The 22594-nt window shown below is 67.9% G+C and carries 21 protein-coding genes; 5 read left to right on the top strand and 16 right to left on the bottom strand.

Features of this window, described 5'->3' with window-relative positions:
* Nucleotides 1-18 precede the first annotated feature (18 nt).
* The 9 genes from JSQ98_RS12920 to JSQ98_RS12880 all read right to left on the bottom strand — a co-directional run bounded on the left by JSQ98_RS12920 (nt 19) and on the right by JSQ98_RS12880 (nt 9183).
* Nucleotides 19-1632 carry an amidohydrolase gene (locus JSQ98_RS12920; RefSeq protein ID WP_211650033.1) on the bottom strand — a complete coding sequence of 538 codons (1614 nt, stop codon included), beginning with the start codon at nt 1630-1632 and terminating at the stop codon, nt 19-21.
* 68 nt (nt 1633-1700) lie between these two features.
* Complete coding sequence (locus JSQ98_RS12915) at nt 1701-2906, bottom strand: NAD(P)/FAD-dependent oxidoreductase (RefSeq protein ID WP_211650031.1); 1206 nt, start codon at nt 2904-2906, stop codon at nt 1701-1703.
* Between the two features lie 4 nt (nt 2907-2910).
* Nucleotides 2911-3273 (bottom strand): cupin domain-containing protein, encoded by a 363-nt coding sequence (locus JSQ98_RS12910; protein ID WP_211650029.1) that lies wholly within the window; start codon nt 3271-3273, stop codon nt 2911-2913.
* Nucleotides 3274-3299: 26 nt separating this feature from the next.
* On the bottom strand, nt 3300-4670 hold the full coding sequence (locus JSQ98_RS12905; RefSeq protein ID WP_211650027.1) for an NAD(P)/FAD-dependent oxidoreductase: 1371 nt from the start codon (nt 4668-4670) through the stop codon (nt 3300-3302).
* A gap of 67 nt (nt 4671-4737) precedes the next feature.
* Nucleotides 4738-5754, bottom strand: coding sequence for an ATP-binding cassette domain-containing protein (locus JSQ98_RS12900; protein ID WP_090146577.1), 1017 nt, complete (start codon nt 5752-5754; stop codon nt 4738-4740).
* Entirely contained in the window at nt 5738-6544 is an 807-nt protein-coding gene (locus JSQ98_RS12895) for an ABC transporter permease (RefSeq protein WP_090146575.1), read from the bottom strand. The genes JSQ98_RS12900 and JSQ98_RS12895 overlap by 17 nt, the downstream gene beginning before the upstream one ends.
* Nucleotides 6544-7425 (bottom strand): ABC transporter permease subunit, encoded by an 882-nt coding sequence (locus JSQ98_RS12890; RefSeq protein ID WP_090146573.1) that lies wholly within the window; start codon nt 7423-7425, stop codon nt 6544-6546. The genes JSQ98_RS12895 and JSQ98_RS12890 overlap by 1 nt, the downstream gene beginning before the upstream one ends.
* Before the next feature lie 11 nt (nt 7426-7436).
* Nucleotides 7437-8555, bottom strand: coding sequence for an ABC transporter substrate-binding protein (locus tag JSQ98_RS12885; protein ID WP_090146571.1), 1119 nt, complete (start codon nt 8553-8555; stop codon nt 7437-7439).
* Between the two features lie 49 nt (nt 8556-8604).
* Nucleotides 8605-9183, bottom strand: a complete 579-nt coding sequence (locus JSQ98_RS12880; RefSeq protein ID WP_090146569.1) for a helix-turn-helix domain-containing protein — start codon at nt 9181-9183, stop codon at nt 8605-8607.
* 369 nt (nt 9184-9552) lie between these two features.
* Here JSQ98_RS12880 and JSQ98_RS12875 point away from each other — a divergent pair, with 369 nt between their 5' ends.
* Nucleotides 9553-10851 (top strand): MFS transporter, encoded by a 1299-nt coding sequence (locus tag JSQ98_RS12875; protein ID WP_090146567.1) that lies wholly within the window; start codon nt 9553-9555, stop codon nt 10849-10851.
* A 60-nt stretch (nt 10852-10911) separates the two neighbouring features.
* On the opposite strand, the gene JSQ98_RS12870 is transcribed toward JSQ98_RS12875, so the two are convergent.
* Genes JSQ98_RS12870 through JSQ98_RS12855 form a run of 4 tightly spaced genes read right to left on the bottom strand, consistent with a single transcriptional unit; the run spans nt 10912 to nt 14937 of the window.
* On the bottom strand, nt 10912-12093 hold the full coding sequence (locus tag JSQ98_RS12870) for an ABC transporter ATP-binding protein (RefSeq protein WP_090146566.1): 1182 nt from the start codon (nt 12091-12093) through the stop codon (nt 10912-10914).
* A gap of 5 nt (nt 12094-12098) precedes the next feature.
* On the bottom strand, nt 12099-12884 hold the full coding sequence (locus JSQ98_RS12865) for an ABC transporter permease (RefSeq protein ID WP_090146565.1): 786 nt from the start codon (nt 12882-12884) through the stop codon (nt 12099-12101).
* Nucleotides 12884-13801, bottom strand: a complete 918-nt coding sequence (locus JSQ98_RS12860; protein WP_090146563.1) for an ABC transporter permease — start codon at nt 13799-13801, stop codon at nt 12884-12886. Before JSQ98_RS12860 ends, JSQ98_RS12865 begins: the two co-directional genes overlap by 1 nt.
* A gap of 5 nt (nt 13802-13806) precedes the next feature.
* Nucleotides 13807-14937, bottom strand: coding sequence for an extracellular solute-binding protein (locus tag JSQ98_RS12855; protein ID WP_090146561.1), 1131 nt, complete (start codon nt 14935-14937; stop codon nt 13807-13809).
* Between the two features lie 305 nt (nt 14938-15242).
* Between JSQ98_RS12855 and JSQ98_RS12850 the strand changes: the two genes are divergently transcribed.
* Entirely contained in the window at nt 15243-16478 is a 1236-nt protein-coding gene (locus JSQ98_RS12850) for a flavin monoamine oxidase family protein (protein ID WP_211650026.1), read from the top strand.
* 64 nt (nt 16479-16542) lie between these two features.
* Nucleotides 16543-17703, top strand: a complete 1161-nt coding sequence (locus tag JSQ98_RS12845; RefSeq protein WP_211650025.1) for a PucR family transcriptional regulator — start codon at nt 16543-16545, stop codon at nt 17701-17703.
* A gap of 21 nt (nt 17704-17724) precedes the next feature.
* Here JSQ98_RS12845 and JSQ98_RS15565 read toward each other — a convergent pair whose 3' ends face one another.
* A complete protein-coding gene (locus JSQ98_RS15565) occupies nt 17725-17844 on the bottom strand; it encodes a hypothetical protein (RefSeq protein ID WP_488153839.1) in 120 nt (39 codons plus the stop codon).
* A gap of 229 nt (nt 17845-18073) precedes the next feature.
* Here JSQ98_RS15565 and JSQ98_RS12840 point away from each other — a divergent pair, with 229 nt between their 5' ends.
* Together JSQ98_RS12840 and JSQ98_RS12835 are read left to right on the top strand one after the other, a co-directional pair.
* Nucleotides 18074-19834 (top strand): phospho-sugar mutase, encoded by a 1761-nt coding sequence (locus tag JSQ98_RS12840; RefSeq protein ID WP_211650546.1) that lies wholly within the window; start codon nt 18074-18076, stop codon nt 19832-19834.
* Nucleotides 19831-20754 carry an ADP-dependent NAD(P)H-hydrate dehydratase gene (locus JSQ98_RS12835; protein WP_211650024.1) on the top strand — a complete coding sequence of 308 codons (924 nt, stop codon included), beginning with the start codon at nt 19831-19833 and terminating at the stop codon, nt 20752-20754. The genes JSQ98_RS12840 and JSQ98_RS12835 overlap by 4 nt, the downstream gene beginning before the upstream one ends.
* A 52-nt stretch (nt 20755-20806) precedes the next feature.
* Here JSQ98_RS12835 and JSQ98_RS12830 read toward each other — a convergent pair whose 3' ends face one another.
* Together JSQ98_RS12830 and JSQ98_RS12825 are read right to left on the bottom strand one after the other, a co-directional pair.
* Entirely contained in the window at nt 20807-22114 is a 1308-nt protein-coding gene (locus JSQ98_RS12830; protein WP_211650023.1) for a thymidine phosphorylase, read from the bottom strand.
* A gap of 71 nt (nt 22115-22185) precedes the next feature.
* A complete protein-coding gene (locus tag JSQ98_RS12825) occupies nt 22186-22428 on the bottom strand; it encodes a hypothetical protein (RefSeq protein ID WP_211650022.1) in 243 nt (80 codons plus the stop codon).
* Between the last annotated feature and the right edge of the window lie 166 nt (nt 22429-22594).

The following is a 22594-nucleotide window of genomic DNA, read 5'->3' as shown; positions in this document are numbered from 1 at the left end:
CAGGGTGTGCGGAGGAGGCTACCCCTCGTGCACGATGCGGCCGTCGACGACGGTCAGTACGATCGGCACCTCGGGCAGCGCGTCGGCATCGGTCGCGACCGGATCGGCGCCCCACACCGTGAGATCGCCGACGGCGCCGATGGCGATGACGCCGCGGTCGGCATGACCTCTCGCCTGCGCCGGCCAGAGCGTGTACGCGAGGAGCGCTTCCTCGCCGGATAGCCGCTGCGACGGCTCGAACACGTTCGCCGATGCGTCGCCCGGGGTGTGCCGCCCACGCGCCCACGCCATGCCGACGCGCGGGTCGTACTGCGCCACCGGCCAGTCGGAACCCAGCACGAGTCTCGCCCCCGCGTCGAGCACATCGCGCACGCGGTACCCGGTGTGGCTCCGATCCTCGCCCAGCCGCTTCGCCCACGTGTCGCTGTGGTCGGAGGATCGCCACTGCATGTGCAGCGGCTGCATCGAGGCGGTCACCCCGCTGCCGCGCAATTGCTCGACGTCCCCGTCGGAGAGCACTTCGAGATGCTCGATGGAGTGGAACGGCAGGCCGTCACGCGCCGGCAGCGCGGCGTACACGTCGAGCACGCGGCTCACGGCGAAGTCGCCGACGGCGTGCGTCGCGATGAGCATGCCGGCGTCGTGATAGGCGCGCACGACGTCGCCGTAGCGCTCCCACGACGGCCAGAACGCGGCGCGCCCGTCACCGCACGAGTCGGGCTCGTGCAGCCACGCGGTCCCCGTATCGATGACGCCGTCGCTGAAGAGCTTGATGGCACCGGTCTGCCAGAGGCGGCCGGCGCGATCCTTCTCCGAGATGACGCGCGCCACGTCGGCGTCGGTGTCGCCGACGGCGTGCCAGTGGTGCACCGTCAGGCGGTGATCCAGCTCGCCCCGCTCCTCGAGCTCTTCGAGCAGGTCGACCGTGGCATCCTTGCCGTCCATGATCGCGCCGCCGGTGAGCCCCACGGCGGCGAGCCGACGGAACATGTCGCGCAGGCCGTCTCGCGCATCGTCGTGCGACGGCTGCGGCGCGGCATCGAATACGAGATTGTAAGCTGTCGGCTCGCGCAGCTCCCCGGTCGGGACCCCAGCCTCGTCGACGACGATCTCACTCGCGTCGTCGAAGTTTCTGGAACCCGTGATGCCCGCCGCGGCGAGCGCGGGGGCGGTCGCGAGCCCGGTGTGCAAGTCGTAGCAGATGAGCGCGACCGGTCGTCCGGGCGCGGCGTCGGCGAGCAGATCGCCGCGCAGCCCGGTGTGCTCGAAGGCCTCGTACTCGAGGTTCCAGCCCCGCAGCCAGGCGTCCTCCGGGAGACGCGCGTGCTCAGCGGCGAGCGCAGCGCGCAGCTCGTCGATCGTCTCGAGCCCGCCGAGATCGAGCCCGGCGGTCACCGATGCCGCCCAGTGCGGATGGGTGTGCGAGTCGAACAGGCCGGGCGTCACGGTGGCACCGCCGAGATCGCGGGTCGGTATCGCGAACTGCGCGGCAGCATCGGCGATCTCGGCGTCGGTGCCGACAAGTTCGATGCGGCCGGCGCGGATGAGGATCGCGGTCGCGTCGCTGGCCTCTCCGGTGTTGCTGCGCAGGGTCGCGCCGATCAGCGCGAGGTCGCCTCCTGAATGCTCCATAGTGCTCCGTGCTCCGTTCTCGGTTGCGGTCGATGGGTGGTGTGGCTGGCGATGCGCCGGCAGAGCGGTCAGTGCCTGCCGATCGGGCTGTAGTGCCGGCGCGGCGCGGTCTCCGTGCCGAACCGTGCGGGATCCCAGTGGCGGTCGAATTCCGCGTCCGTCGGTTCGCCGGCTACGAGCGCCGCGAGGTACTCCCCCATGAACGCAGCGTACTTGAACCCCTCGCCGGAATCGCCGCAGGCGAGCACGACGGACGGGCGGATGCGGCCGATGATGAAGTCTCCGTCTCCCGAGTCGGTCCAGGTGCACACCTGGGTTCCGAGCACCCGGGGCACGATGGACGTGAGATCGCGTGCGACCCGTGCTCGGATCGTCTCGGTGCGGGCGGGGTCTGGGCGCCGATCGAGATCGTCGCCCAGCGTCCCTCCCGCAAGCGGGCGCAAGGGCCGGTCGAGCCCGATCTTGTAGCCGGAGGCGCCGTTCGGCATCGCGTAGACGCCGGCCGAGTCGGGTCCGTGCTCCGCGGGGGTCTCCGGCGGGCAGTCGACGAGACCCGGAAGGTCGGGAGCGGGCGGCGCGCCAACTGGGTCGCCCACATAGACGACCTGCTCGATGTAGGGCGTGAGCGGCAGCGCGATGCCGAGCCCGGGCAGCAGTTCGGCTGTTCCCGGCCCGGCTGCGACGAGCACTTGATCAGCGGAGCGGTGTTCTCCGCGCTCGAACCGCACCGTGGCCGAGGCGTCTCCCGGCTCGATCGCCGTGACGCGGGTGTGCGGCAGGTAGGTGCCCCCGGCCTCGATGAACGCTTCGAGGCCGCGCTGGAGCAGACGATGGATGTGCACGACGCCCGCCTGCTCGACGTAGAGCGCGTCTCGTCCATCGGATCGCAGACCGGCGAACGCCTCTCCGACACGGTCGGCCGAGATGCGTTCCACGGGTTCGCCGATCGCGGTGAGCGACTCGGCCACGGCCGGCAGTGAGGCGTCATCTCGCCACAGCAGACCGGTGCGGCGGTACACGGGTTCCTTCAACCGTTCGCTCAGGCGGTCCATGGCGTCGAGCGTGCCCCGCAGCGACCGAGCGCGCCACGGCTGCGTGTCTGCGAGGCGCCACAGCCGCGTGCTGCCGCCGTTCGACGCCGACGGGCCGCCCGGTTCGAAGCGCTCGACGAGGGTGACGTCCCATCCGCGATCCTGCAGGTCGAGCGCCGCGGGGAGCCCCCAGGCCCCCGCCCCGACCACGATCGCGGATCTGCGACCCGTGCGCGTCGCCATCCGGTCAGTCCGCGATCGTCGTGAAGTGCTTGCGCAACGGCTCGTGCACGCGCCACACCCCGATCCAGCCCGACGGCATCACCATGACGTCGCCCGGCCCGAATTCCTCCGGCTCGTGGCCTGCGACGTCGATGGTCACGCGACCCGAGAGGATGGTGCAGATCTCGGTGTACCCGAGTCGCTCGGCGGTGAAATCACCGACGGTGCACTCCCACAGTCCGGTCGAGATGCGCCCGTCGTCCCAGACCTCCGTCGAGGCCTCGGTCTGGTCGGGCGTGAGCGCGGTCGGTTTCGGTCCGTGCGGGCCGAGCACGAGCGCGTCGGTGCCGTGTGCTGAGTAAGTGCGGACAGTGCTGGTGGTGCTCATGGATGATGCTCCAAACGTGTGCTGCGTCAGTGCCGGCCGGTGACGACGTCGGCGATGTGGGCGATGGGCGAGGTCTGCTTGCGGCCTGCGAGTTCCGAGCGGTCGGCGAGTCCGTACGCCGCGTACAGCCCCTTGGTCGCGAGCCAGCGCAACGGCTCCGGCTCCCACTTGCGCACGCGGTGATTGACCCACGGAAGCCCCGTGATCTCGCTGTCGTTGCCGAGAATCAGGTCGGCGATCGTGCGGCCCGCGAGGTTCGTCGAGGTGACTCCGGTGCCGACGTAGCCGCCGCCCCAGGCGATCCCCGTCGAGCGGTCGAGCCCGACCGTGGCCGCCCAGTCGCGCGGCACCCCCAGAACCCCCGACCACACGTGGTCGATCGCCGCCCCGCGCGTCAGCGGGAAGAAGCGGTGCAGGATCTCGCTGAGCGTCTCCACCGTCACCTCGGGCGTGCGGCCATCCGTGTCGGTCTTCGACCCGTACTGATAGGGCACCCCGCGCCCGCCGATCGCGATGCGGTCGTCTGCGGTGCGCTGGGCGTACATGTAGACGTGCGCGAAATCGCCGAGCACCTCGCCCTGGTTCCAGCGCAACTCGTCCCAGACCTCGGAGCTGAGCGGTTCGGTCGCGATCAGCGACGAATTCATGGGCAGCCAGAGCCGGTGCAGGCCCTTGAGGTTCGCGGTGAAGCCCTCGGTCGCGCGCACCACGTATTCCGCGGAGACCGTGCCGTGCGTCGTGTGCACCCGGTGCGGAGCGATCTCGACGACGCGGGTGCGCTCGTAGATCTCCACACCGAGGCGCTCTGCGGCGGCCGCGAGACCGGCGACGAGCTTGGCGGGCTGGATACGGGCCGCGTGGGGATGCCAGACGGCTCCCAGCGTGTGGGCGACGTTGATCTTGGCCTGCGCCTCCGGCCGTTCCAGGAGCTCGAGATCAGTGTGCTTCCAGCGCTGCTCGGACGCGGCGAACGCCCGCATCCGGGCCTCCTGCGCCGGGGTGTAGGCGACCCCGAACTCGCCGCCCCGCTTGATGTCGGCGTCGATCCCCTCGGCCTCCGTCACACGGATCACCTCGTCGACCGTCTCGTTCATCGCGCGCTGGAAGCGCTCGACGGCGTCACGGCCGTGGGTCTTCTCGTACTGCTCCCGGCCCCCGGTGATGGAGTTCGTGAGCCAACCGCCGTTGCGACCGGATGCGCCGTAGCCGGCGTGCCGCTGCTCGACGACCACGACACGGAGCTCCGGACGCTGCTGCTTCAGGTAGTACGCGGTCCACAGTCCGGTGTACCCGGCCCCGACGATCGCGACGTCGGCCGTCAGGTTGCCGGGGAGTTCCGCTCGCGGCGTCGGTGCGCCGATCTGCTGCCACCAGTGGGAAACGTTGCCGTTGATCATGAATATCGGTCTTTCTGCCTCGTCGGGCGATGGGGTGCGTGATGTGGCGGCCGCGGCCGCGGGCTTGTCAGACGGCGAAGACCGAGGCCGCTCCCGGGTTCCAGCTCAGCCAGGCCGACTCGTTCTCTCCGTGCAGCCAATCGAGCCCTCGCGTGCCGCGGACGACACCGGTCGAGCCGTCGGGCAGCACGACCTCGTACTTCCAGCCGGACCCCAGGTAGATCGCCTGGCGCACGGTGACGGGGACCGTCGGGTGACCCGCGCTCGCGCCGTCGGGCGTCGCGTGGAGCTCGCCGTGCTCGGGGCGCACCACGGTGATGTTCCGCCCATCGTCGCTCACGACCTTCGTGGATTCGCCGATGAAGCCGGCGACGAAGAGCGACGCCGGGCGCTCGTACAGATCCTCGGACGTGCCGACCTGCTCGATCCGCCCCTCGTTGAACACGGCGATGCGATCGGAGAGGGTGAGCGCCTCCTCCTGGTCGTGGGTGACGAAGACGAAGGTGCGCCCGACCTCGCGGTGCACGCGGCGCAGTTCGAGCTGGAGGCGCTCCCGCAACTGCTTGTCGAGCGCGCCGAGCGGCTCGTCGAGCAGGAGCACTTTCGGTTCGAAGACGAGTGCTCGCGCGAGTGCGACGCGCTGCTGCTGACCTCCCGAGAGCTCCTTGGGATGGCGATCCTCATATCCCTCGAGACCGGCGGTGACGAGCGCCGCTCGAGCGCGCTCGGCCGCATCGGCCCGAGCCACCTTGCGCTGCTTGAGCGGGAAGAGCACGTTGTCGAGCACGGAGAGGTGCGGGAAGAGCGCGTAGTGCTGGAACACGATGCCGAGTCCCCGCTTGTGCACCGGCACATCGTCCATGCGGCGGCCGTCGATCTCGACATAGCCCTCGGTGAGATCGGTGAACCCGGCGATGAGGTTGAGGGTCGTCGTCTTCCCGGATCCCGACGGGCCGAGGAAGGTCATGAATTCGCCGGCCTCGACTCTGAGCGAGACGTCGTCGAGGGCGATGGACTTCGGATAGTGCTTCGAGACCCCTGCGAGCAGGATCTCGGCACCGCGCTGGTTACGCTCGTCGGGCACGATTTTTCCTTCCGGTCAGCACCAGCGCGCCGATGACGAGCACGGTGGTGAACACGAGAATGACGGTCGCGGCTGCGGCGAGCGTCGGGTCGGTATCGCGAGTGACACTCGCGTACATGAGCACAGGGAGGGTGTTGAGGTACGGACTCTTGATGAACAGCGAGAGCACGACCTCGTCGAACGACGTCACGAACGCGAAGAGCGCCCCCGAGACGATGCCGGGGATGATGTTCGGCAGCGTCACCGTGAGGAAGGTCTTCAGCCGGCTCGCGCCGAGACTGAGCGCCGCCAGTTCGAGTCGATCGTCGAAGCCGGCAAAACCAGCGGTGATCGCGATGACGGTGAACGGCAGCGCGAGCACCGTGTGGGCGAGCACGAACCCGACGACCGTGCCGACGAGCCCGAGCTTCAAGAAGACGGCGTAGATGCCGATGGCGACGACGATGCCGGGCACCACCATGGGCGCGAGCAGACCGATGCGAAGCGTCGTCGACATCCGCTTGTTCGTCAGCGCCCGCAGCCCGAGAGCCGCGAGGAGACCGAGCACGGTTGCGAGCAGCGCGACCAGCAGACCGACGAGCAGCGAGTTCGAGAGCGCGGAAGTCCAGGCGCGGTTCGAGAAGAACGACTCGTACCACTGCAGCGACCACGTCTCCGGGGGGAAGGCGAAGGACGCCTTGCCCGTGAAGCTCAGTGGAATCACGACCAGGGTGGGCGCGATGAGCCAGAATGCGACGAGCACGCTGAACGCCCAGAGCACCACGCGGGTGACAGGGTGGATCTTGATCATCAGAACACCTCCACGGCAAGGCCTTTACGGCGCGCTGAGCGCACGATGAGTCCCACGATCGCGAGGAGGAGGAACGTCGCGACCAGCAGGATCACGCCGAGCGCACCGCCTCTGCCCCATTCGAGCAGGCTGCTCACCTGCGCGTAGATGGCTTGCGCGAGCATGCTGTCGGACGGCGAGCCGAGCAGGGCCGGGGTGACGTAGAACCCGAGCGACTGGATGAACACCATCAGCGAACCCGCGGCGATACCCGGGATCGAGAGCGGCAGGAAGACCCGGAGGAACGCGATCGACGGGCGGGCGCCCAGTGAGCGCGCTGCGGTGACGAGCCTGCCGTCGATCCCGCTCATGACCGCGTAGAGCGGCAGCACCATGAACGGCATCAGCACCTGGCTCAAGCCGATCAGCACCCCCGTGTTGCTCCGGAGCAGCTGGAAGGGCCCGAGACCCAGGAACTCGAAGAACGAGTTCACGACGCCCGAATCCTGCAGCAGCACGATCCACGCGAACGTGCGGATCATCAGCGACGTCCAGAACGGAATCAGCGAGATGACGACGAGTACGACGCGGGCGCGCGGCCCGACCACCGTCATCAGGAAGGCGTACGGATACGCGAGCAGCAGGCAGATGACGGTCGCGAGGAACGCGTTGCCGAACGTGCGGCCGAGGATCTCGAGGTTCTGGGGGTTCTGCAACGCCCAGGTGTAGTTGCCGAAGCCGAGCTCGGGCTCGGTGACGCTGCGCCACATGCTCTCGAACACCGGATACGCGAAGACTCCGACGAGCAGGGCGTAGGCGGGGAGCAGGAGCAGGAGCGCCCGGGCGGGTGCGCGCCGCGAGGTGTTCGCGGCGCGCACCACGGGGAGATTCGTGGTGGTCACGGGGTATCAGCTCATCCCTGCAGCCACGCCATCCAGCGCTCGAGCTCCGCGTCGTAGTTCTCCGCCCACCAGGCCGCGTCGGTCGGGACCATCTGGTCGGCGATCGCGGGGTCGGTGACGAGGAACTCCTGTCCGAGTTCGTCGAGCGCGGGCTGCGCCTCATCGTGGACGGGCGAGTAGGAGGTGAGCTCGGTGAGCTTCTCCTGCTGTTCCTTGCCCAGGTAGTAGTTGAGGAAGGCCATCGCAGCGTCGGGGTTCGCCGCGCCCTTCGGCACGCCGAGCGCCTCGACGATCTGCAGCGACTCGTTCCAGATCGGCTTGTAGTTCGCGCCGTTCTCGACGGCCGCGTACCCGCGACCAGACCAGACGAGCGCCATGTCGGCTTCACCGGACTCGATCATCTGCTGCGACTCGGCTCCGGTCTTCCAGTAGATGAGATCGTCGCGGATCGTGTCGATCCGGTCGTACGCCCGGTCCATGTCGAGCGGGTACAGCTCGTCGGCCGCGACGCCGTCGGCGAGCAGTGCGCCCTCGTAGACCCCGGGTCCGACATCCTCGAAACCGGCGATGGCGCGCTTGCCGGGGAACGCCTCGGTGTCGAAGAAGTCCTTCCACCCGGTCGGCGCCGTCGGGTATGCGTCGGCGTTGTAGAGGATGACGTAGCCGTACTGCATCGCCGGAACGTAGCAGTCGCCGACCAGGCCCTCCGGCACGTGGGAGGTGTCGACGATCGATGTGTCGATGTCCATCAGCAGGCCGTCTTCACCGCACTGCTTCTGCGCCCAGATGATGTCGGTGTCGACGACGTCCCACGTCACGGCGTTGTTGTCGACCTGCGCCTTCACCTTCGCGTACTCGGTGGGTCCGTCCTCGAGCACATTCGCGCCCGACTCCTCGGCGAACGGCGTGCCGATGGCCTCCATCTGGCCCTCCTGGAACACGCCGCCCCAGGAGACGAAGGTGAGGTTCAGCCCGTCGAGCGCGCCCTCCTTCACGACACCGGCTTCCGCCGGGCCGCTGCCCAGGTCGATCTCCGCGGCGGGTCCTGCTGCCGAGCAGCCTGCGAGCAGCGCCCCGGCCCCCAGGAGTGCCAGGCCCGACGTCAGTGTGCGGGCGGTTCGTCTCTTCATGATGCGTCCTCTCCATTGATGGTCAAACATGATGCGATGGCGGGTTCGGTCAGCCGACGTGGACGTCTTCGACCGGGGTCGGCGGGCTGTTGATCCACATCACGCTCGCGGGTGCGTCCGATTCGTTCGCCACCCGGTGCGGCACCGAGCTCAGGAACTCGATCGAGTCGTCGGTGCGCAGCGTGTAACGGTCGTCGCCGAGCTGGAGCATGATCTCGCCCATCGTCACGACGAGCATCTCCTGCGATTGCCCGTGCGTGTAGAGATCGGATCCGGTCGAGCCTCCGGGCTCGAAGTGCCCGGCGTACACCTCGAGATTGCGCAGCGGCGGCAGCGACAGCACGTACTTGTCGGCTCCCTCGAGTGGCAGCGTCGGCCGATCGGCAGCGCGGAGCACGCCCCTCGTGTGCACGAGCTTGTCGTCGAGCAGCTGCGCGGGCGAGACGCCGAGCGCGACGGCGATCTTTCGCAGCGATGCGACGCTCGCATTCGTGCGGGCGTTCTCGAGCTGGCTCAAGAAACTCGAGCTCACGCCCGCGGCTGCGGCGAGCGCGCGCAGGCTCATCCCGCGCACCTCGCGAAGCGCGGCCACCCGGCGTCCGAGTTCCAGCGCATCATCTGCCGACATGGGTTCCTCCTCGAACCGCTGTACCGCACGAGTGCGGATACTGAACAAAGTGTTCAGTGGATGTAGACCCACCGTACAGTTGCCGCTTCGATCCCGCAACGAGCGATACATGTTCGTGACCTTTCCTCTCGAAGCTCCCGCACGAGATCATGGTGGTCGGGCGCTCACACATGATCCGCGCCCGAAGTGAAATCGGCGCGGATCCTGCGTATTATTACGGGGTCTGCCACAAGCGGTCACGCCCGACGTCGCGCACTGAGCCCGATCCGGGTTTGAGTTGCTCGCACACACGCAATCCTTTTCGAAAGCCGCACTGTGTCAGCCACCACTTCCCTCCCATCGACTCAGCCTCGCAACTCGCGCTCACGCGTGATTCTCGCGAGCCTCGTCGGCACGACCATCGAGTTCTACGACTTCTACGTCTACGCGACCGCAGCCGTGCTCGTCTTCCCTCACCTCTTCTTCCCCTCTGAGAACGAGACGACCGCGCTACTCGCGTCGTTCGCGACCTTCGGCGCTGCCATGCTCGCGCGACCCGTCGGCGCGATCTTCTTCGGCCATCTCGGCGATCGCCTCGGCCGCAAGACCACGCTCGTCGCCTCGCTCCTCACGATGGGCATCGCGACCTTCGCGATCGGCCTATTACCGACGCATTCGCAGATCGGCGTGTGGGCGGCCGTGTTGCTGCTCGTCATGCGACTCGCGCAGGGCTTCGCACTCGGCGGAGAGTGGTCCGGCGCCGCGCTCGTCGCAACCGAGAACGCTCCGGCTGGCAAGCGCGCCTGGTACGGCACGTTCCCGCAGCTCGGCGCCCCCATCGGCTTCATCATCGCGAACATGCTCTTCTACGTGATCAACCACGTGCTGGCCGATCCGGCGAACCCGGGTCAGCCTTCGGCGGCCTTCCTCGAATGGGGATGGCGCATCCCGTTCCTCTTCTCAGCGCTGATGGTGATCGTCGGCCTCTGGGTGCGTCTCAAGCTCGTCGAGTCGCACGCCTTCGAGCAGGCCAAGCAGTCGGGCGGAGTGAAGCGCATGCCGATCGCGGAAGCGTTCCGGTTCCACTGGAAGGGTCTGATCCTCGGCACCTTCGCGATGCTCGCGACGTACGTGCTGTTCTACCTCATGACCTCGTACACGCTCACGTACGGAACGCGTCCGACCGACGCGGAGGTGCCCGGGGCCGGCTACACGTACAACGCCTTCATCCTGATGCTGGTCTTCGGCGTCGTGTTCTTCGGCATCTTCACGCTCGTCTCCGGCCCGCTCGCCGACCGCTTCGGCCGCCGCAAGACCCTGCTCGTCGTGACCGGCGCGATCGTCCTGTTCGGTCTGCTCTTCGTGCCGATGCTCGGCGGCGGCAGCACACCGATGGTGATGTTCTTCCTCGCGCTCGGCTTCACGCTCATGGGCCTGACGTTCGGACCGATGGGCGCGTTCCTCCCCGAGATGTTCCCGACGAACGTGCGCTACACCGGCTCGGCCGTGGCGTACAACGTCTCGTCCATTCTCGGCGCCGCGCTCGCTCCGATCGTCGCCGTGTGGCTCTGGGGCCTCGCCGACGGCAGTCCGCTGCTCGTCGGCCTGTACCTCTCAGGTGCCGGCCTCGTGACGTTCGTGTCACTGCTGCTCACGAAGGAGACGAAGGACGTCGACATCGACGCCTGACGCTCGCTCGTCGACGCCCGCGCGCACCCGGTTTCCCGAGTGCGCGCGGGCGTTCGCGATTCATGTCGTCGATTCGCCGGCATCCCCCGTGTCGATGAGGAGGACGCCAGAGGCGACCTCCCACATCATCGCGACCTCGTCTCCGCGATTGTGAATACGCGCCTCCTGCCCGAGCCGCACCGCGCCCTCGCTCCCGTCGGGCAACCGAACACTGTATCTCCGCGAGGCGCCGAGGTACGTCACATCGATGATCGTCACCGGAATCGCGTTCTGCGACTCTCCGGGAACCGTGCCGACGGGCTCGAGCCGGAGATTCTCGGGTCGGATCAGGATCGCGAGATCCTCGTGTCGCGATTGCCCGTCTGCGACGACACGATGGCCGGCGACCTCGATCGCCGTCTGGCGCTCCCCCACCGCGATCCCCTTGCCGAGCAGCACGGTCGATTCTCCGAGAAAGCGACCGACGAAGAGCGTCTGAGGCGCCTCGTAGAGGTCTTCCGACGTGCCCACCTGCTCGAGCCTGCCGTTGTTGAAGACCGCGATGCGATCCGACATCGACAGCGCCTCCTCCTGATCGTGGGTGACGTAGACGAACGTCGACCCGACCTCGCGATGGATGCGCTTGATCTCGGTCTGCAGCCATTCGCGCAGTTTCTTGTCGAGCGCGCCGAGCGGCTCGTCCATCAGCAGGACGCGCGGCTCGTAGACGAGCGCTCTCGCGAGCGCGACACGCTGTTGCTGCCCGCCTGAGAGTTCCGACGGATAGCGGTCGCCGAACTCCCCCATTCTCACCATTCCGAGCGCCGCGGCGACCTTCTCCTTCTGCTGCGCTTTGCTCAGCTTGCGTCGTTGCAGCGGATAGGCGATGTTCTCCTCGACGGTCTTATGGGGGAACAGCGCGTAATTCTGGAACACCATGCCGATGTCGCGTTTATGCGGCGGCAGCTTCGCGACCGGTTTGCCGTAGATGTGCAGGTGCCCCTCGGTGACGGAGGTGAACCCCGCGATCATGTTCAGCGTCGTGGTCTTCCCCGAGCCCGACGGGCCGAGAAAGGTCATGAATTCGCCGGGTTCGATGACGAGGTCGATCTCGTTCACCACCGTGCTCTCGCCGTAGCGCTTCGTCACGCGATTCAGACTGATGCCCGCCTCGCCGATCGAGTGGATCGCCGAGGTGTTCAAACCGACGGCGCGCAGCTCCTGCTCGTGCCCGTCGGGCACCGGGATCTCACTGTGGGTCATAGCGTTCACGAGACTGGTCGCTTTCTCTTCCGTGTGGCGAATTGAGCAATGAGCATCACGATCACCGACGTGAGCATGGTGATCACGGCGACAGCGGCCACCGTCGGGTCGTTGGTCTGCGTGACGCTGTTGAAGATCTTCACCGGCAGCGTCTGCAGTGAGGGGGATTGGATGAACAGGGAGAGAATCACCTCGTCGAAGGAGGTGACGAAGGCGAACAGGGCGCCGGCTGTCACTCCGGGAGCGATCAACGGCAGGATGATGCTGAAGAACGTGCGCATCTTGCCCGCGCCCAGGCTCGCGGAGGCTTGTTCGAGCCGCGGGTCGAGCCCTTGCAGCGACGCCATCACGTTCGTGATGACGAGCGGCATCGAGACGATCGTGTGCGCCAGCACGAAGCCGGGCAGGGTGCCGAGCAGGTCCAGGCGCAGGAACAGCGAGTAGAGGCCGACCGCGAGCACGATTCCGGGCACGATCAGCGGGAGCAGGAAGTACCCCTCGACGAGACCCTTTCCGCGGAAACGCACTTTCGAGAGGCCGAGTGCGGCGAGCACTCCCACCGCCGTCGCCACGATCATCGTGATCACCGCGACCTGGAGCGAAGAGAACAGCGCCTTCAACCAGCTCGGATCGGTGAAGAAGTTCTCATACCAGCGAGTCGAGAACCCCTTGGGCGGGAAGTTGAACGAGGAGGCCTCGTTGAACGACATGGGCACGATCACGAGCGTCGGCACGATCAGCCAGATCACGATCAGCACGGCGAACACGCCGAGAACACGCTTCGAGGTCATCAGCGGTCCACCCCCGGAAACAGGCTGCCGTGCTTGTTGAACCGCGACACGATGACGAGGATCAGAATGGTGCAGAGCAGGAGGAAGACACCGAGCGCGGTGCCCTGTCCCCACATCAGGAACACGCTGATCTGCTGCTGGATGAGCGCGGAGATCATGATCTCTTTCGACGATCCCAGCAGCGCGGGGATGATGTAGAAGCCGAGGCCGAGGATGAAGACCGTGACGCTGCCGGAGAAGATGCCCGGCCGCGAGAGTGGCAGGTACACGGTGAAGAACGCCGTGACCGGATTGGCGCCCAGGTTCGCTGCGGCGGGCAGCAGGCGCTTGTCGATCTTCGCCATCGAGGAGTAGAGCGGCAGCACCATGAACGGCAGCAGAACCTGCGACATGCCGAGGGCCACGCCGAACGTGGTGCGGATCAGCGGAATCGGCCCCAATCCGAAGAGCGATTCCAGCAACCCGTTGATGGGGCCGGTATCTTGCAGCAGCACCATCCACGCGAGCGTGCGCACGAGGATGGAGGTCCAGAGCGGCATCATGATGAACAGCTGCAGCAGATTGCGCGTGCGGTCGGTCACGATGGTCATCAGGTAGGCGTAGGGGTACGCGAGGAGCAGGCACACGAAGGTCACGAGGATCGCGGTGCCGAAGGTGCGCATGACGACGTTCAGGTTCGCTTCGGTCGTGAAGAGCCACTGGTAGTTCTGGATTCCCGGCACCGGGTCCGTCACCGAGCGGATGAACACGTCGACGAGCGGCGCGAGGAAGAAGAGCGTGACGATCACGAATGCCGGGACCAGCAGCAGCAGCGGGCGCCAATTTCTCGGCCCCCGCTGCTTCGGCCCGTCGACATCCGCGCCGGGGGCGGCGGTCAGCGCTGCTGCGACGCCCCCGGCGACGGTGGTTTCAGTCATGATGATCAGTTACCGGTGGCCCAACCGGCCCAGGCGGCCGCGAGGGCGTCGTAATTCTCGACCCAGAAATCGACGTTGGGGGCGATCCCCGTATCGAGATGCTCGGTCGTCATCCACTCCGCCAGCTGATCGTCCACCTCGGGCTTGGCGTCGATGTTGACGCCGCCGTAGGAGGTGAGCTCGGTCATCTTGGCCTGCTGCTCCGCGCCGATCGAGTAGTTGACGGCGGCGAAGGCAGCCTGCTTGTCGGTGACGCCCTTCGGGATCCCGTTCGAATCGACCATGATCATCCATTCGTCCCACATCGGGGCGACCGGGGCTCCTGCGGCAGCCGCTCCGTATCCGCGGCCCGACCAGACGAGCCCCATGACGGCTTCACCCGCTTCGAGCTGCTGCTGAGCCTGGGCGCCCGTGGTCCATCCGATGCCGTCGTCGCCGAGCTCGCGATACATGTCGAACGCGCCTTCGATGTCTTCGGGGGTGATGTTCTGCACATCCTTCCCCTGTGCCGTGAGCGCGAATTCGACGGTTTGCGGATCGACGTAGGTCGACTGGCTCACGGTGCGCTTGCCCGGATACTTCTTCGTGTCGAAGAAATCGGCCGCGCTGGTCGGAGGATCATCGCCGAATTCGTCCGTGTTGTACACGACCACGAGGCCGTACAGGATTTGAGGCACCATGCACTTGTCGGTGATCGTGCCCTCGGGGATCTTCGAGATGTCGATCTGGTCGTAGTCGTACTCCTCGTAGAGCGTTCCGCACCCGCGCGCAGTATCGAACTGGGTCGTGTTCACGATGTCCCAGCTGACGTTGCCGCTGTCGACCATGGCCTTCAACTTGCCCGCGTCGAACGCATCTTGATTGACCGTGGCTCCCGACGCCGCGGCGAACGGGTCCCAGAGCGCCTCGGTCTGACCGTCCTGGAACACACCGCCCGACCCTGCGAACGTCAAAGTGGCGCCGTCGAGCGCGCCCTCCGCGATCTCCCCCGCAACCGGAGTACCGAGGTCCCGCTCCGGCGGGGGCTCCTGGTCGGCGCCGCCGCCGCTGCACCCGATCAGTGCGAGTGCGAGCGCGGCCGTACCCGCGACGACGGCGACTCCTCGCCGCGTTCGGGCATTCTTCAGAATAGTCATTTCGTTCCTCACTTCATCGTGACGGGTCCCCGCGTCCGAAGCATGTGCTTCCGAATCGTGCGAGTCGTGCACGAATCCGGGCTCGGCGGGTCTTCCCGAAGGTAGCCGCGGCGGTGCGCCGATGACGCTTGCTGTTACCCCTTCGTTACCGCGATCGCGAAGTTTCATAGCATCGTACGGATCGGCGCATCTGCATCGTACGAACCTAAGGAGTTGGCCTGATTCCGCTGCTCGACTTCGCATCTTCGAAGGCTCGATCCTACGATGGGGGAGGTACATCGCTCGCTGTTCAAGGAGGAACGCGCATGGACGTCGTCGTCATCGGAGCTGGGCTCGCCGGTCTCACCGCCGCTTGGGAGCTCGGCAAGGCCGGGCATCGGTGCACCGTTCTCGAGGCCCGAGACCGGGTCGGCGGCCGCACCTGGTCGCAACGGCTCGGCAATGGCGAGATGACCGAGCGCGGCGGCGAGTACATCTTCCCCACAGAGTTCCCCATCCGCCGACTCTCGGCGGAAGTCGGGGTGCCGATCATGTCCCACAACGTGCGCTACGGCCGACGCACGGTGAATGGCCGGGTCATCACCTTCGCCGAGCTGAACGACACCGTCGCGCGGGTGCAGGAGGTATTGCGCTCCATGCTCGCCGATGGCGAAGTCGGCGTATCGCTCGAGCGCGTGTTCGCGGAAACCCTGGGAACCGGCTACCGGCTCGATCCGGTGTATCGGCGCACCACCACGTCAGCCGCTGCGGATCCGAGCCTCGTGAGCGCGGAGGCCGTGCTGCTCCACGAATCGTCGACCGCCAACGGGTACATCGAAGACGGCGGGCGATTCGTCGGGGGCAATCAGTCACTGTCGATCGAGCTGGCGCGCAGGCTCGGCGATCGCGTGCGGCTCGAGCATCCGATCACCGGTGTCGACCAGTCCGGGATGGGCGTGCAGGTCCACTTGAACGATGGCTCTCGCCTCGACGCCGACGCGGCCGTCATCGCGGTCCCGCTCCCGCTCCTGCGGGAGCTGGACCTCGGGTTCTCGCTGCCGGAGCAGCAGCAGCGCGCGCTCGACCACCGGTTCATGGGGGTCGCCGCGAAGCTGGGGGTGCCGCTCGCTCGCGTCGATGCAGACATCGCGTTGCAGAACGCCGATCACACCTGGTGGTCCTGGCGCTCTCTCTCCGTCGACGGTGAGCATCGCATCAATGCGCTGTCGTCCTTCGCCGGCGGGCCCGCCGCACTCGGCGCGTTGAACGTCGCGGACGGGCCAGAGGGATGGACGCGCGCGCTGCGCGGCATGAGACCGGAGCTCGAGATCGACGGCGAAGTTCTCCTGACCACTTGGGCCGACGATCCGTGGGCGCGCGGTTCGTACTCGGCCGCGAACCTGGATTGGGAGACGGGCGACGCCCGGGCGTTCGAGCAGCCGGCCGGACGCGTCGCGATCGCGGGCGAGCACACGGGGACCGCGCAATCGCTGTCGGGCGCCGTCGCGTCAGGGTACCGAGCGGCAGAGGCGATTCTGACCGCCATGATCCCTCCGAGATGATGCCCCGGTCGCGAGCTGCTGAACGAGGGCCGGGCTCGCCCTCGCCGAGGTGCGAGCAGACGCCATGACATTCACGGTCGGGTCTCTCCTTGCGCTTCGGGCGATCGGAACGTCGTCGCTCACGCCGGGTGTCGGAGAAGATCGGCCGGTGTCATGGGCCCACGTCTGCGAGTTGGCCGACCCCTGGCGCTGGTTGGGCCCGGACACTCTCGTCATGACGACCGGCATCGCAGTTCCCGGCGGTGACACCGAGCAGTGCGCGTACCTCGACGGCATGTACGCCGCGGGTATCGCCGCGATCGCCGTCGATGCCACGATGATGCGGGCGCCGTTCAACGCTGCTGCCCTCGCGCACGCCACCCAGATCGGCTTCCCGGTGCTCGAGACCGCGCACGACGTGCGATTCAGCATGGTCGCCCGGGTCGTCGCGAGCGCCGCCCTCGGCCTCCCCGCAGCGGATTCCAAGCAATTCGAGCAGTTGCACGGAGCGCTCCTCCTCTCCGAGCTCTGCGACGGGACGGTGCCCTCGACGGCCGCAGCGCGCCTCCTCTCCGGCTTCGGGGTGGGAGCGCCGTTCATCTGCGCCGTTGCACAGCCGAAGGATCCGCGGGCTGCGCTCGCCGAAGCGCAGTCGCTCTTCGCCGCAGCCGAGACCGCGATGCTCGCCATCGTGCGCGATGGCCAGCTGCTCCTCCTCGTGGAGTCGGGTCCCGAACCGCGCGCGGTGCTCGAGGCCCTCGCAGAGCGCAATGGAGGGATCGGTGCGAGCGCCCGCTTCCATCTGATCGACGAGCTTCCCGTCGCCGTGCAGCAGGCTCGCCGCGCGCTGATCCGCAATCATGAAGCCGGTCGGCTGCTCGCATACGCCGAGCACGACGCGACGTCGCTGTTCTTGCCGAGCGACCCCGATCAGCTCCGACGCATCGCGCGGCAGGTACTCGGTCCGCTGCGCACCTACGACGAGCAGCGCGGCACGGCACTGACGCAGACGCTCAGAACATTCCTCGAGGAGAACCGAAGCTGGGTCCGCGCGTCAGAGCGGCTCTACGTGCATCGCCAGACGCTGATCGCGCGCATCTCGCGCATCGAGAAGATCATCGATCGCAATCTCTCCTCGATGGAGGACGCGGCGGAATGCTGGCTCGCGATCCAGGCAGCGATCGGGTGCGGTGATCTCGAGCCGTCCGACGACTCGATCAGCGAGCCCAGCGCCGACCTGACGTGAGCGAGAGCAGACGCGCGACCGTTACCGCTCGCAGGTGCAGAGCTGATCCTTCTCGAACCCGGCGAGCGCCTCTTCGATGTGCAGGCCGCACCCGGTCCACGTCACTCTGTTGCACGTGGAACAACGAACCGGTGAGCACATAGGACTTTCCCCTCGACGCAGGTGCATTCGCAGTTCGAACGCGCACACCATCATCGCACGGCGGCATGGCTCCAGCCCGAGAGTGGTAGCTTGAAACGGGCATGACCAGGGGAAGGGAGACGCCGCGATGGCATCATCCGAAACACACTCTCCGCGGAGGGCGCGCGCAGCCGATGCTGCGCGGAATGCGCGCGACGACGAGAAGCTGACCACCGCCGACCTGGAAACGATGATCGCCGAGGCGACGGCCTGGGCGGACGCCGACATCGACGCGAGCACGCGCGCCGAGGCCCGAGCGCTGATCGAGCGAGCAAGGCGCGGTGACGAAGCGGCCATCGGCGAGCTGTCGGCGTCCTTCGGTGGCCGTCTCGCGTTCGGCACGGCGGGCCTGCGCGGGCGGATCGGCGCCGGCCCGATGCGCATGAACCGCGTCGTGGTGTCGCAGACCACCGCCGGCTTCGCCGCATACCTCTGGGAAGCGGCGAAGCGACGTGCGTCCCGCGATGCACCCTCCGTGGTGATCGGATACGACGGGCGCATCGGCTCCGCGACGTTCGCGCGCGACGCGGCCGAGGTCATGAGCGGTGCGGGCATCTCGGCATACCTGCTCCCCGAAGCGGGCCCGACTCCGCTCACCGCCTTCGCCGTCCGGCACCTCGATGTGTCGGCGGGCATCATGATCACTGCGAGCCACAATCCCCCGCGCGACAACGGGTACAAGGTGTATCTCGGCGATGAGGACGCGGGCTCCCAGATCGCTCCTCCGACGGACGCCGCGATCGCCGCTCACATCGAACGCATCGCCGCCACCCCGGTGGGGCAGATTCCGCGTGCGCACGGGTACTCGGTGCTGGGCGGCGGTGTCGCCGACGCCTACGTGTCGGAGACGTCGGCCGCCGTGCTCGCCGGTCTGCCCGAGCGACTCGACGCCCCAGGCGTGTCCATCGGCACCGACACCGATATCCGCGTCGTCTACACCGCCATGCACGGGGTGGGGGCCGACCTCGCCCAGCGCGTCTTCCGCTCCTCAGGCCTCCCCCGAGTGATCCCCGTGCGGGAGCAGCTGCTGCCCGACGGCCACTTCCCCACTGTCGACTTCCCGAACCCAGAGGAGCCGGGCGCACTCGACCTCGCATACCGAACGGCGCGCGCCGTCGACGCCGACCTCATCGTGGCTCATGATCCCGACGCGGATCGCCTCGCCCTCGCAGCCCCGCACGGTGCCGAGGCGTCCGGCTATCGGCGTCTCACGGGCAATGAGCTCGGCCTGCTGCTGGGCTGGCGCGCAGCGGAGCGGGCCGTTGCACGCGCGAAGCAGCGCCAGGTGGCCGTGAGCGGTGCCCTGGCGTGCACCATCGTCTCCTCCCCTGCGCTCCGTGCCGTCGCCGAGGCGTATGGCTTCACGTATACGGAGACGCTCTCTGGCTTCAAATGGGTATCGCGCGTACCGGGCCTGGTCTTCGGATTCGAAGAGGCGCTCGGCTATCTCATCCATCCGGCGGTCGTGCGCGACAAGGATGGGATCTCGGCGAGCGCCGATGCCGTCGCCATGGTTCGGGAGCTCGCCTCGCAGGGACGCACGATCTGGGACCGTCTCGACGAGGCGAGCGAGCGCTTCGGTCACTTCGCGAGCGGCCAGGTGACGCTCCGGCTGCCGTCGATGCCGGCGGCCTCCGCGCTGTCGGCTCGCGTGCGGGAGGACCCGCCGCGGGAACTCGGCGCGTCGCCGGTCGTCGAGACCCGCGACCTGCTCGTGCCCGGCGCAGCCGAGGTTCCCGCAGATGTGCTTCGCTACGATCTCGCGAACGGTTCGAGGGTCATGATTCGGCCGAGCGGCACCGAGCCCAAGCTGAAGGTGTACCTCGATACGTTCAGCGACGTCGGCTCCGCCGCAGAGCGACGCGCGGCGGCAGAGCACTCCCTGGGCGACCTCGAACGCTCGGTTCGCGAGTATCTGGAGGGATTGCAGACGGGAGCGCAGTCGGCATGATCGCACGCTGGACCGAGCGCGACGCGGCGGAGATGCTCCGAGCGCCCGGCCCGCATGACGACAAGTATCGGCGGGGCGTGCTCGGCATGCGCACCGGTGCCGCTCACTATCCGGGTGCCGCTGTGCTCGGTGTGAGCGCCGCGTGGCGCACCGGGGTCGGAATGGTGCGCTATGTTCCGCCCGATGACGAGTCCGCGCCACCGTACGGGCTGCCGACAGCCGCGGCGGCAGTGCTCGCGGCGCGGCCCGAGACGGTGATCGGCCCGCCGGTCGGCCGTCCCTGCGATGCCTGGGTCATCGGTTCGGGCACCGATGCGACGTCGCGTTCGGTTGCAGAACTCGCCCAGTTGCGCGGCCTGCTCGCTGGCGACGCAGCCGTGGTGGTCGATGCGGGAGCACTCGACCTCGTCGTCGACGATTCGGTCCGCGCCGCGCCCCTGATCCTCACGCCCCACGGCGGCGAATTCGAGCGGCTGTGGCGATCCGCGAGGCTCGGTGACCTGCCAGAAGGATGGGATCCGCGCGGCATCGAGCCGGGGCCCCGGGCACGAGCCGCTGCGCAGCTCGCGTCGGCAGTTCGCGCGACGGTGCTGCTGAAGGGATCGGTGACCATCTGCGCCTCCCCCGACGGCTGGGTGCGGCGCTCCGGCCCGGCCACGCCGTGGCTCGCGAGCGCGGGAACGGGTGACGTGCTCGCCGGGCTTCTCGGCGCCCTCGTGGCTGGTCGGAGCGCAGATGCGCGCTCTGATCCCGGCCTCCTGGCGCGCCTCGCGGCCACCGCAGCGGTGCTGCACGATCGCGCGGCACGCCACGCTTCCGGTGATGAATCGGCCGATGGTTCAGGCCGCCCGGTCACAGCCCTCGAGATAGCCGCCGCGATCCCTCACGTGTTGGGGGAGCTCCTCGCTCGACGGGCCTGATCGCCTGCGTCCTCATTCGTCGCAGTCACCGGTCGCAATCACCCCTCCGCAGTCACCCGTCGGCGATGATACGACCCGCGACGAGCGGACGAGGATCTGGAACGGTACTCCCGAGCTCGACCGCACCGCGGAGCACTTCGAGACCGCGAGCCATCCTTCCCGCATGGTCGCATCCAGCGATGAAGAGCGCATCGCCCGCGACGACCCGGTCGCCGGGGCGCACGAGCACCTCGACCCCCGCCGCATGATCGACCGGATCGCCGGGCCGAGCTCGCCCCGCGCCGAGCCGCCATGCGGCGACGCCCACCGCGCGGGCGTCCACTCGCTGCACGATCCCGTCCGAGCCTGCCCGCACGACCTCGTGCTCGTGCGCTTCGGGGAGCGTGGCCTGCGGGTCGCCGCCCTGGGCGGCCACGAGCCGCCGCCAGGAGTCCATCGCCCGGCCGTCTCGCAGTGCGGGAGCGGGATCGACGTCGGGCATGCCGGCCAGTGCGAGCATCTCCCCGGCCAGCGCAAGGGTGAGCTCGACGACATCATCCGGGCCACCCCCGGCGAGCACATCGATCGACTCGCGCACCTCGTTCGCGTTGCCGACGGCGCGCCCCAGGGGCGCATCCATGTCGGTGAGCAGCGCAACCGTCTCGAGCCCGGAGTCGGCGCCCAGGTGCACCATCGTGGTCGCGAGTTCCCGCGCGTCCGAGAGCCCGGGGAGAAACGCGCCCGACCCGAACTTCACGTCGAGCACGAGCCCGCCGGCGCCCTCCGCGATCTTCTTGCTCATGATCGACGAGGCGATGAGCGGCACCGCGGCCACCGTGCCCGTGACGTCGCGCAGAGCGTACATCTTGCGATCCGCCGGGGCGAGTCCTGAACCGGCGGCGCAGATCACGCCTCCGATATCGGTGAGCATCGCTATCATCTCCTCAGTGCTGAGCGAAGCCCGCCAACCGGGAATGGACTCGAGTTTGTCGAGGGTCCCTCCGGTATGGCCGAGTCCCCGTCCCGAGAGCTGCGGCACTGCGACTCCGAGCGATGCCAGCAACGGGACGAGCGGCAACGTGATCTTGTCGCCGACGCCGCCGGTGGAGTGCTTGTCGATGGCCGGTCGCCCGAGGGCCGTGAAGTCCATTCGCTCGCCGCTCGCGATCATCGCCTCGGTCATGGCTCGAATCTCGTCACGCCCCATGCCCTGGATCACCACGGCCATGAGCAATGCACTCATCTGCTCTGGAGCGACGACGCCGCGCGTGAACGCGTTGATGAGCCAGGCGATCTCCTCAGGATCGAGGGCTCGCCCGAACCGCTTGGTCGTGATGAGATCGACGACGTCGTACGGCTCCACCGCGCGCTGCTGCTCCATGTCTCCAGCGTAAACCGCCGTGCGAGAGTTCAGGGCCGGCGATCCGCCGCCGCTCCCTGGCGCGGGCCGATTCAGGGTCGGTGCCGTCGCCTGCGCGCCCCGACTCTGGTGAGGAGTGCGGTGCCGAACGCGCCGATTGCGCTCATGCAGATCAGGGTCTCGGCGAATGAGGCGCCGGGGGCCGCGTCGGACGAGCGAGTGCGTTCCGGCACCCCTATCGCAGCATCGATCCACGCTCCGGCGATGGTCACCGCAGCCGCAGCTGGCACTGCCATCAGTCGCAGGTGCCGGGTGATCGGAGAGGCGGTGCGCATCAGTCTGCTCCAGAACGGGATCGAGGGGTGGGCCGGAGATGAGCGCTCGGCTCCCGCCCCGGGGGTCCCTGGGGTTGGGGAGACGGGAACCGAGCTCGGACGTATAACGGGGAGATCGGCGGATCATGACGCTCGCTTGGAGAAAACCTCGAAGAATGTTTCACGT

Origin of the sequence: Leucobacter manosquensis (assembly GCF_018304845.1) — a bacterium.
GTDB lineage: Bacteria > Actinomycetota > Actinomycetes > Actinomycetales > Microbacteriaceae > Leucobacter > Leucobacter alluvii.
Note: the sequence above shows the minus strand (reverse complement) of the source record. Positions and strands in the feature narration are given on the sequence as shown.

Excerpts from the sequence above, each read along its gene's own strand:
- JSQ98_RS12920 (WP_211650033.1), bottom strand. The coding sequence starts at position 1,632 with ATGGAGCATTCAGGAGGCGACCTCGCGCTGATCGGCGCGACCCTGCGC.
- JSQ98_RS12915 (WP_211650031.1), bottom strand. The coding sequence starts at position 2,906 with ATGGCGACGCGCACGGGTCGCAGATCCGCGATCGTGGTCGGGGCGGGG.
- JSQ98_RS12910 (WP_211650029.1), bottom strand. The coding sequence starts at position 3,273 with ATGAGCACCACCAGCACTGTCCGCACTTACTCAGCACACGGCACCGAC.
- JSQ98_RS12905 (WP_211650027.1), bottom strand. The coding sequence starts at position 4,670 with ATGATCAACGGCAACGTTTCCCACTGGTGGCAGCAGATCGGCGCACCG.
- JSQ98_RS12895 (WP_090146575.1), bottom strand. The coding sequence starts at position 6,544 with ATGATCAAGATCCACCCTGTCACCCGCGTGGTGCTCTGGGCGTTCAGC.
- JSQ98_RS12885 (WP_090146571.1), bottom strand. The coding sequence starts at position 8,555 with ATGAAGAGACGAACCGCCCGCACACTGACGTCGGGCCTGGCACTCCTG.
- JSQ98_RS12880 (WP_090146569.1), bottom strand. The coding sequence starts at position 9,183 with ATGTCGGCAGATGATGCGCTGGAACTCGGACGCCGGGTGGCCGCGCTT.
- JSQ98_RS12870 (WP_090146566.1), bottom strand. The coding sequence starts at position 12,093 with ATGACCCACAGTGAGATCCCGGTGCCCGACGGGCACGAGCAGGAGCTG.
- JSQ98_RS12865 (WP_090146565.1), bottom strand. The coding sequence starts at position 12,884 with ATGACCTCGAAGCGTGTTCTCGGCGTGTTCGCCGTGCTGATCGTGATC.
- JSQ98_RS12860 (WP_090146563.1), bottom strand. The coding sequence starts at position 13,801 with ATGACTGAAACCACCGTCGCCGGGGGCGTCGCAGCAGCGCTGACCGCC.
- JSQ98_RS12855 (WP_090146561.1), bottom strand. The coding sequence starts at position 14,937 with ATGACTATTCTGAAGAATGCCCGAACGCGGCGAGGAGTCGCCGTCGTC.
- JSQ98_RS12850 (WP_211650026.1), top strand. The coding sequence starts at position 15,243 with ATGGACGTCGTCGTCATCGGAGCTGGGCTCGCCGGTCTCACCGCCGCT.
- JSQ98_RS12845 (WP_211650025.1), top strand. The coding sequence starts at position 16,543 with ATGACATTCACGGTCGGGTCTCTCCTTGCGCTTCGGGCGATCGGAACG.
- JSQ98_RS15565 (WP_488153839.1), bottom strand. The coding sequence starts at position 17,844 with ATGTGCTCACCGGTTCGTTGTTCCACGTGCAACAGAGTGACGTGGACC.
- JSQ98_RS12840 (WP_211650546.1), top strand. The coding sequence starts at position 18,074 with ATGATCGCCGAGGCGACGGCCTGGGCGGACGCCGACATCGACGCGAGC.
- JSQ98_RS12835 (WP_211650024.1), top strand. The coding sequence starts at position 19,831 with ATGATCGCACGCTGGACCGAGCGCGACGCGGCGGAGATGCTCCGAGCG.
- JSQ98_RS12830 (WP_211650023.1), bottom strand. The coding sequence starts at position 22,114 with ATGGAGCAGCAGCGCGCGGTGGAGCCGTACGACGTCGTCGATCTCATC.
- JSQ98_RS12825 (WP_211650022.1), bottom strand. The coding sequence starts at position 22,428 with ATGCGCACCGCCTCTCCGATCACCCGGCACCTGCGACTGATGGCAGTG.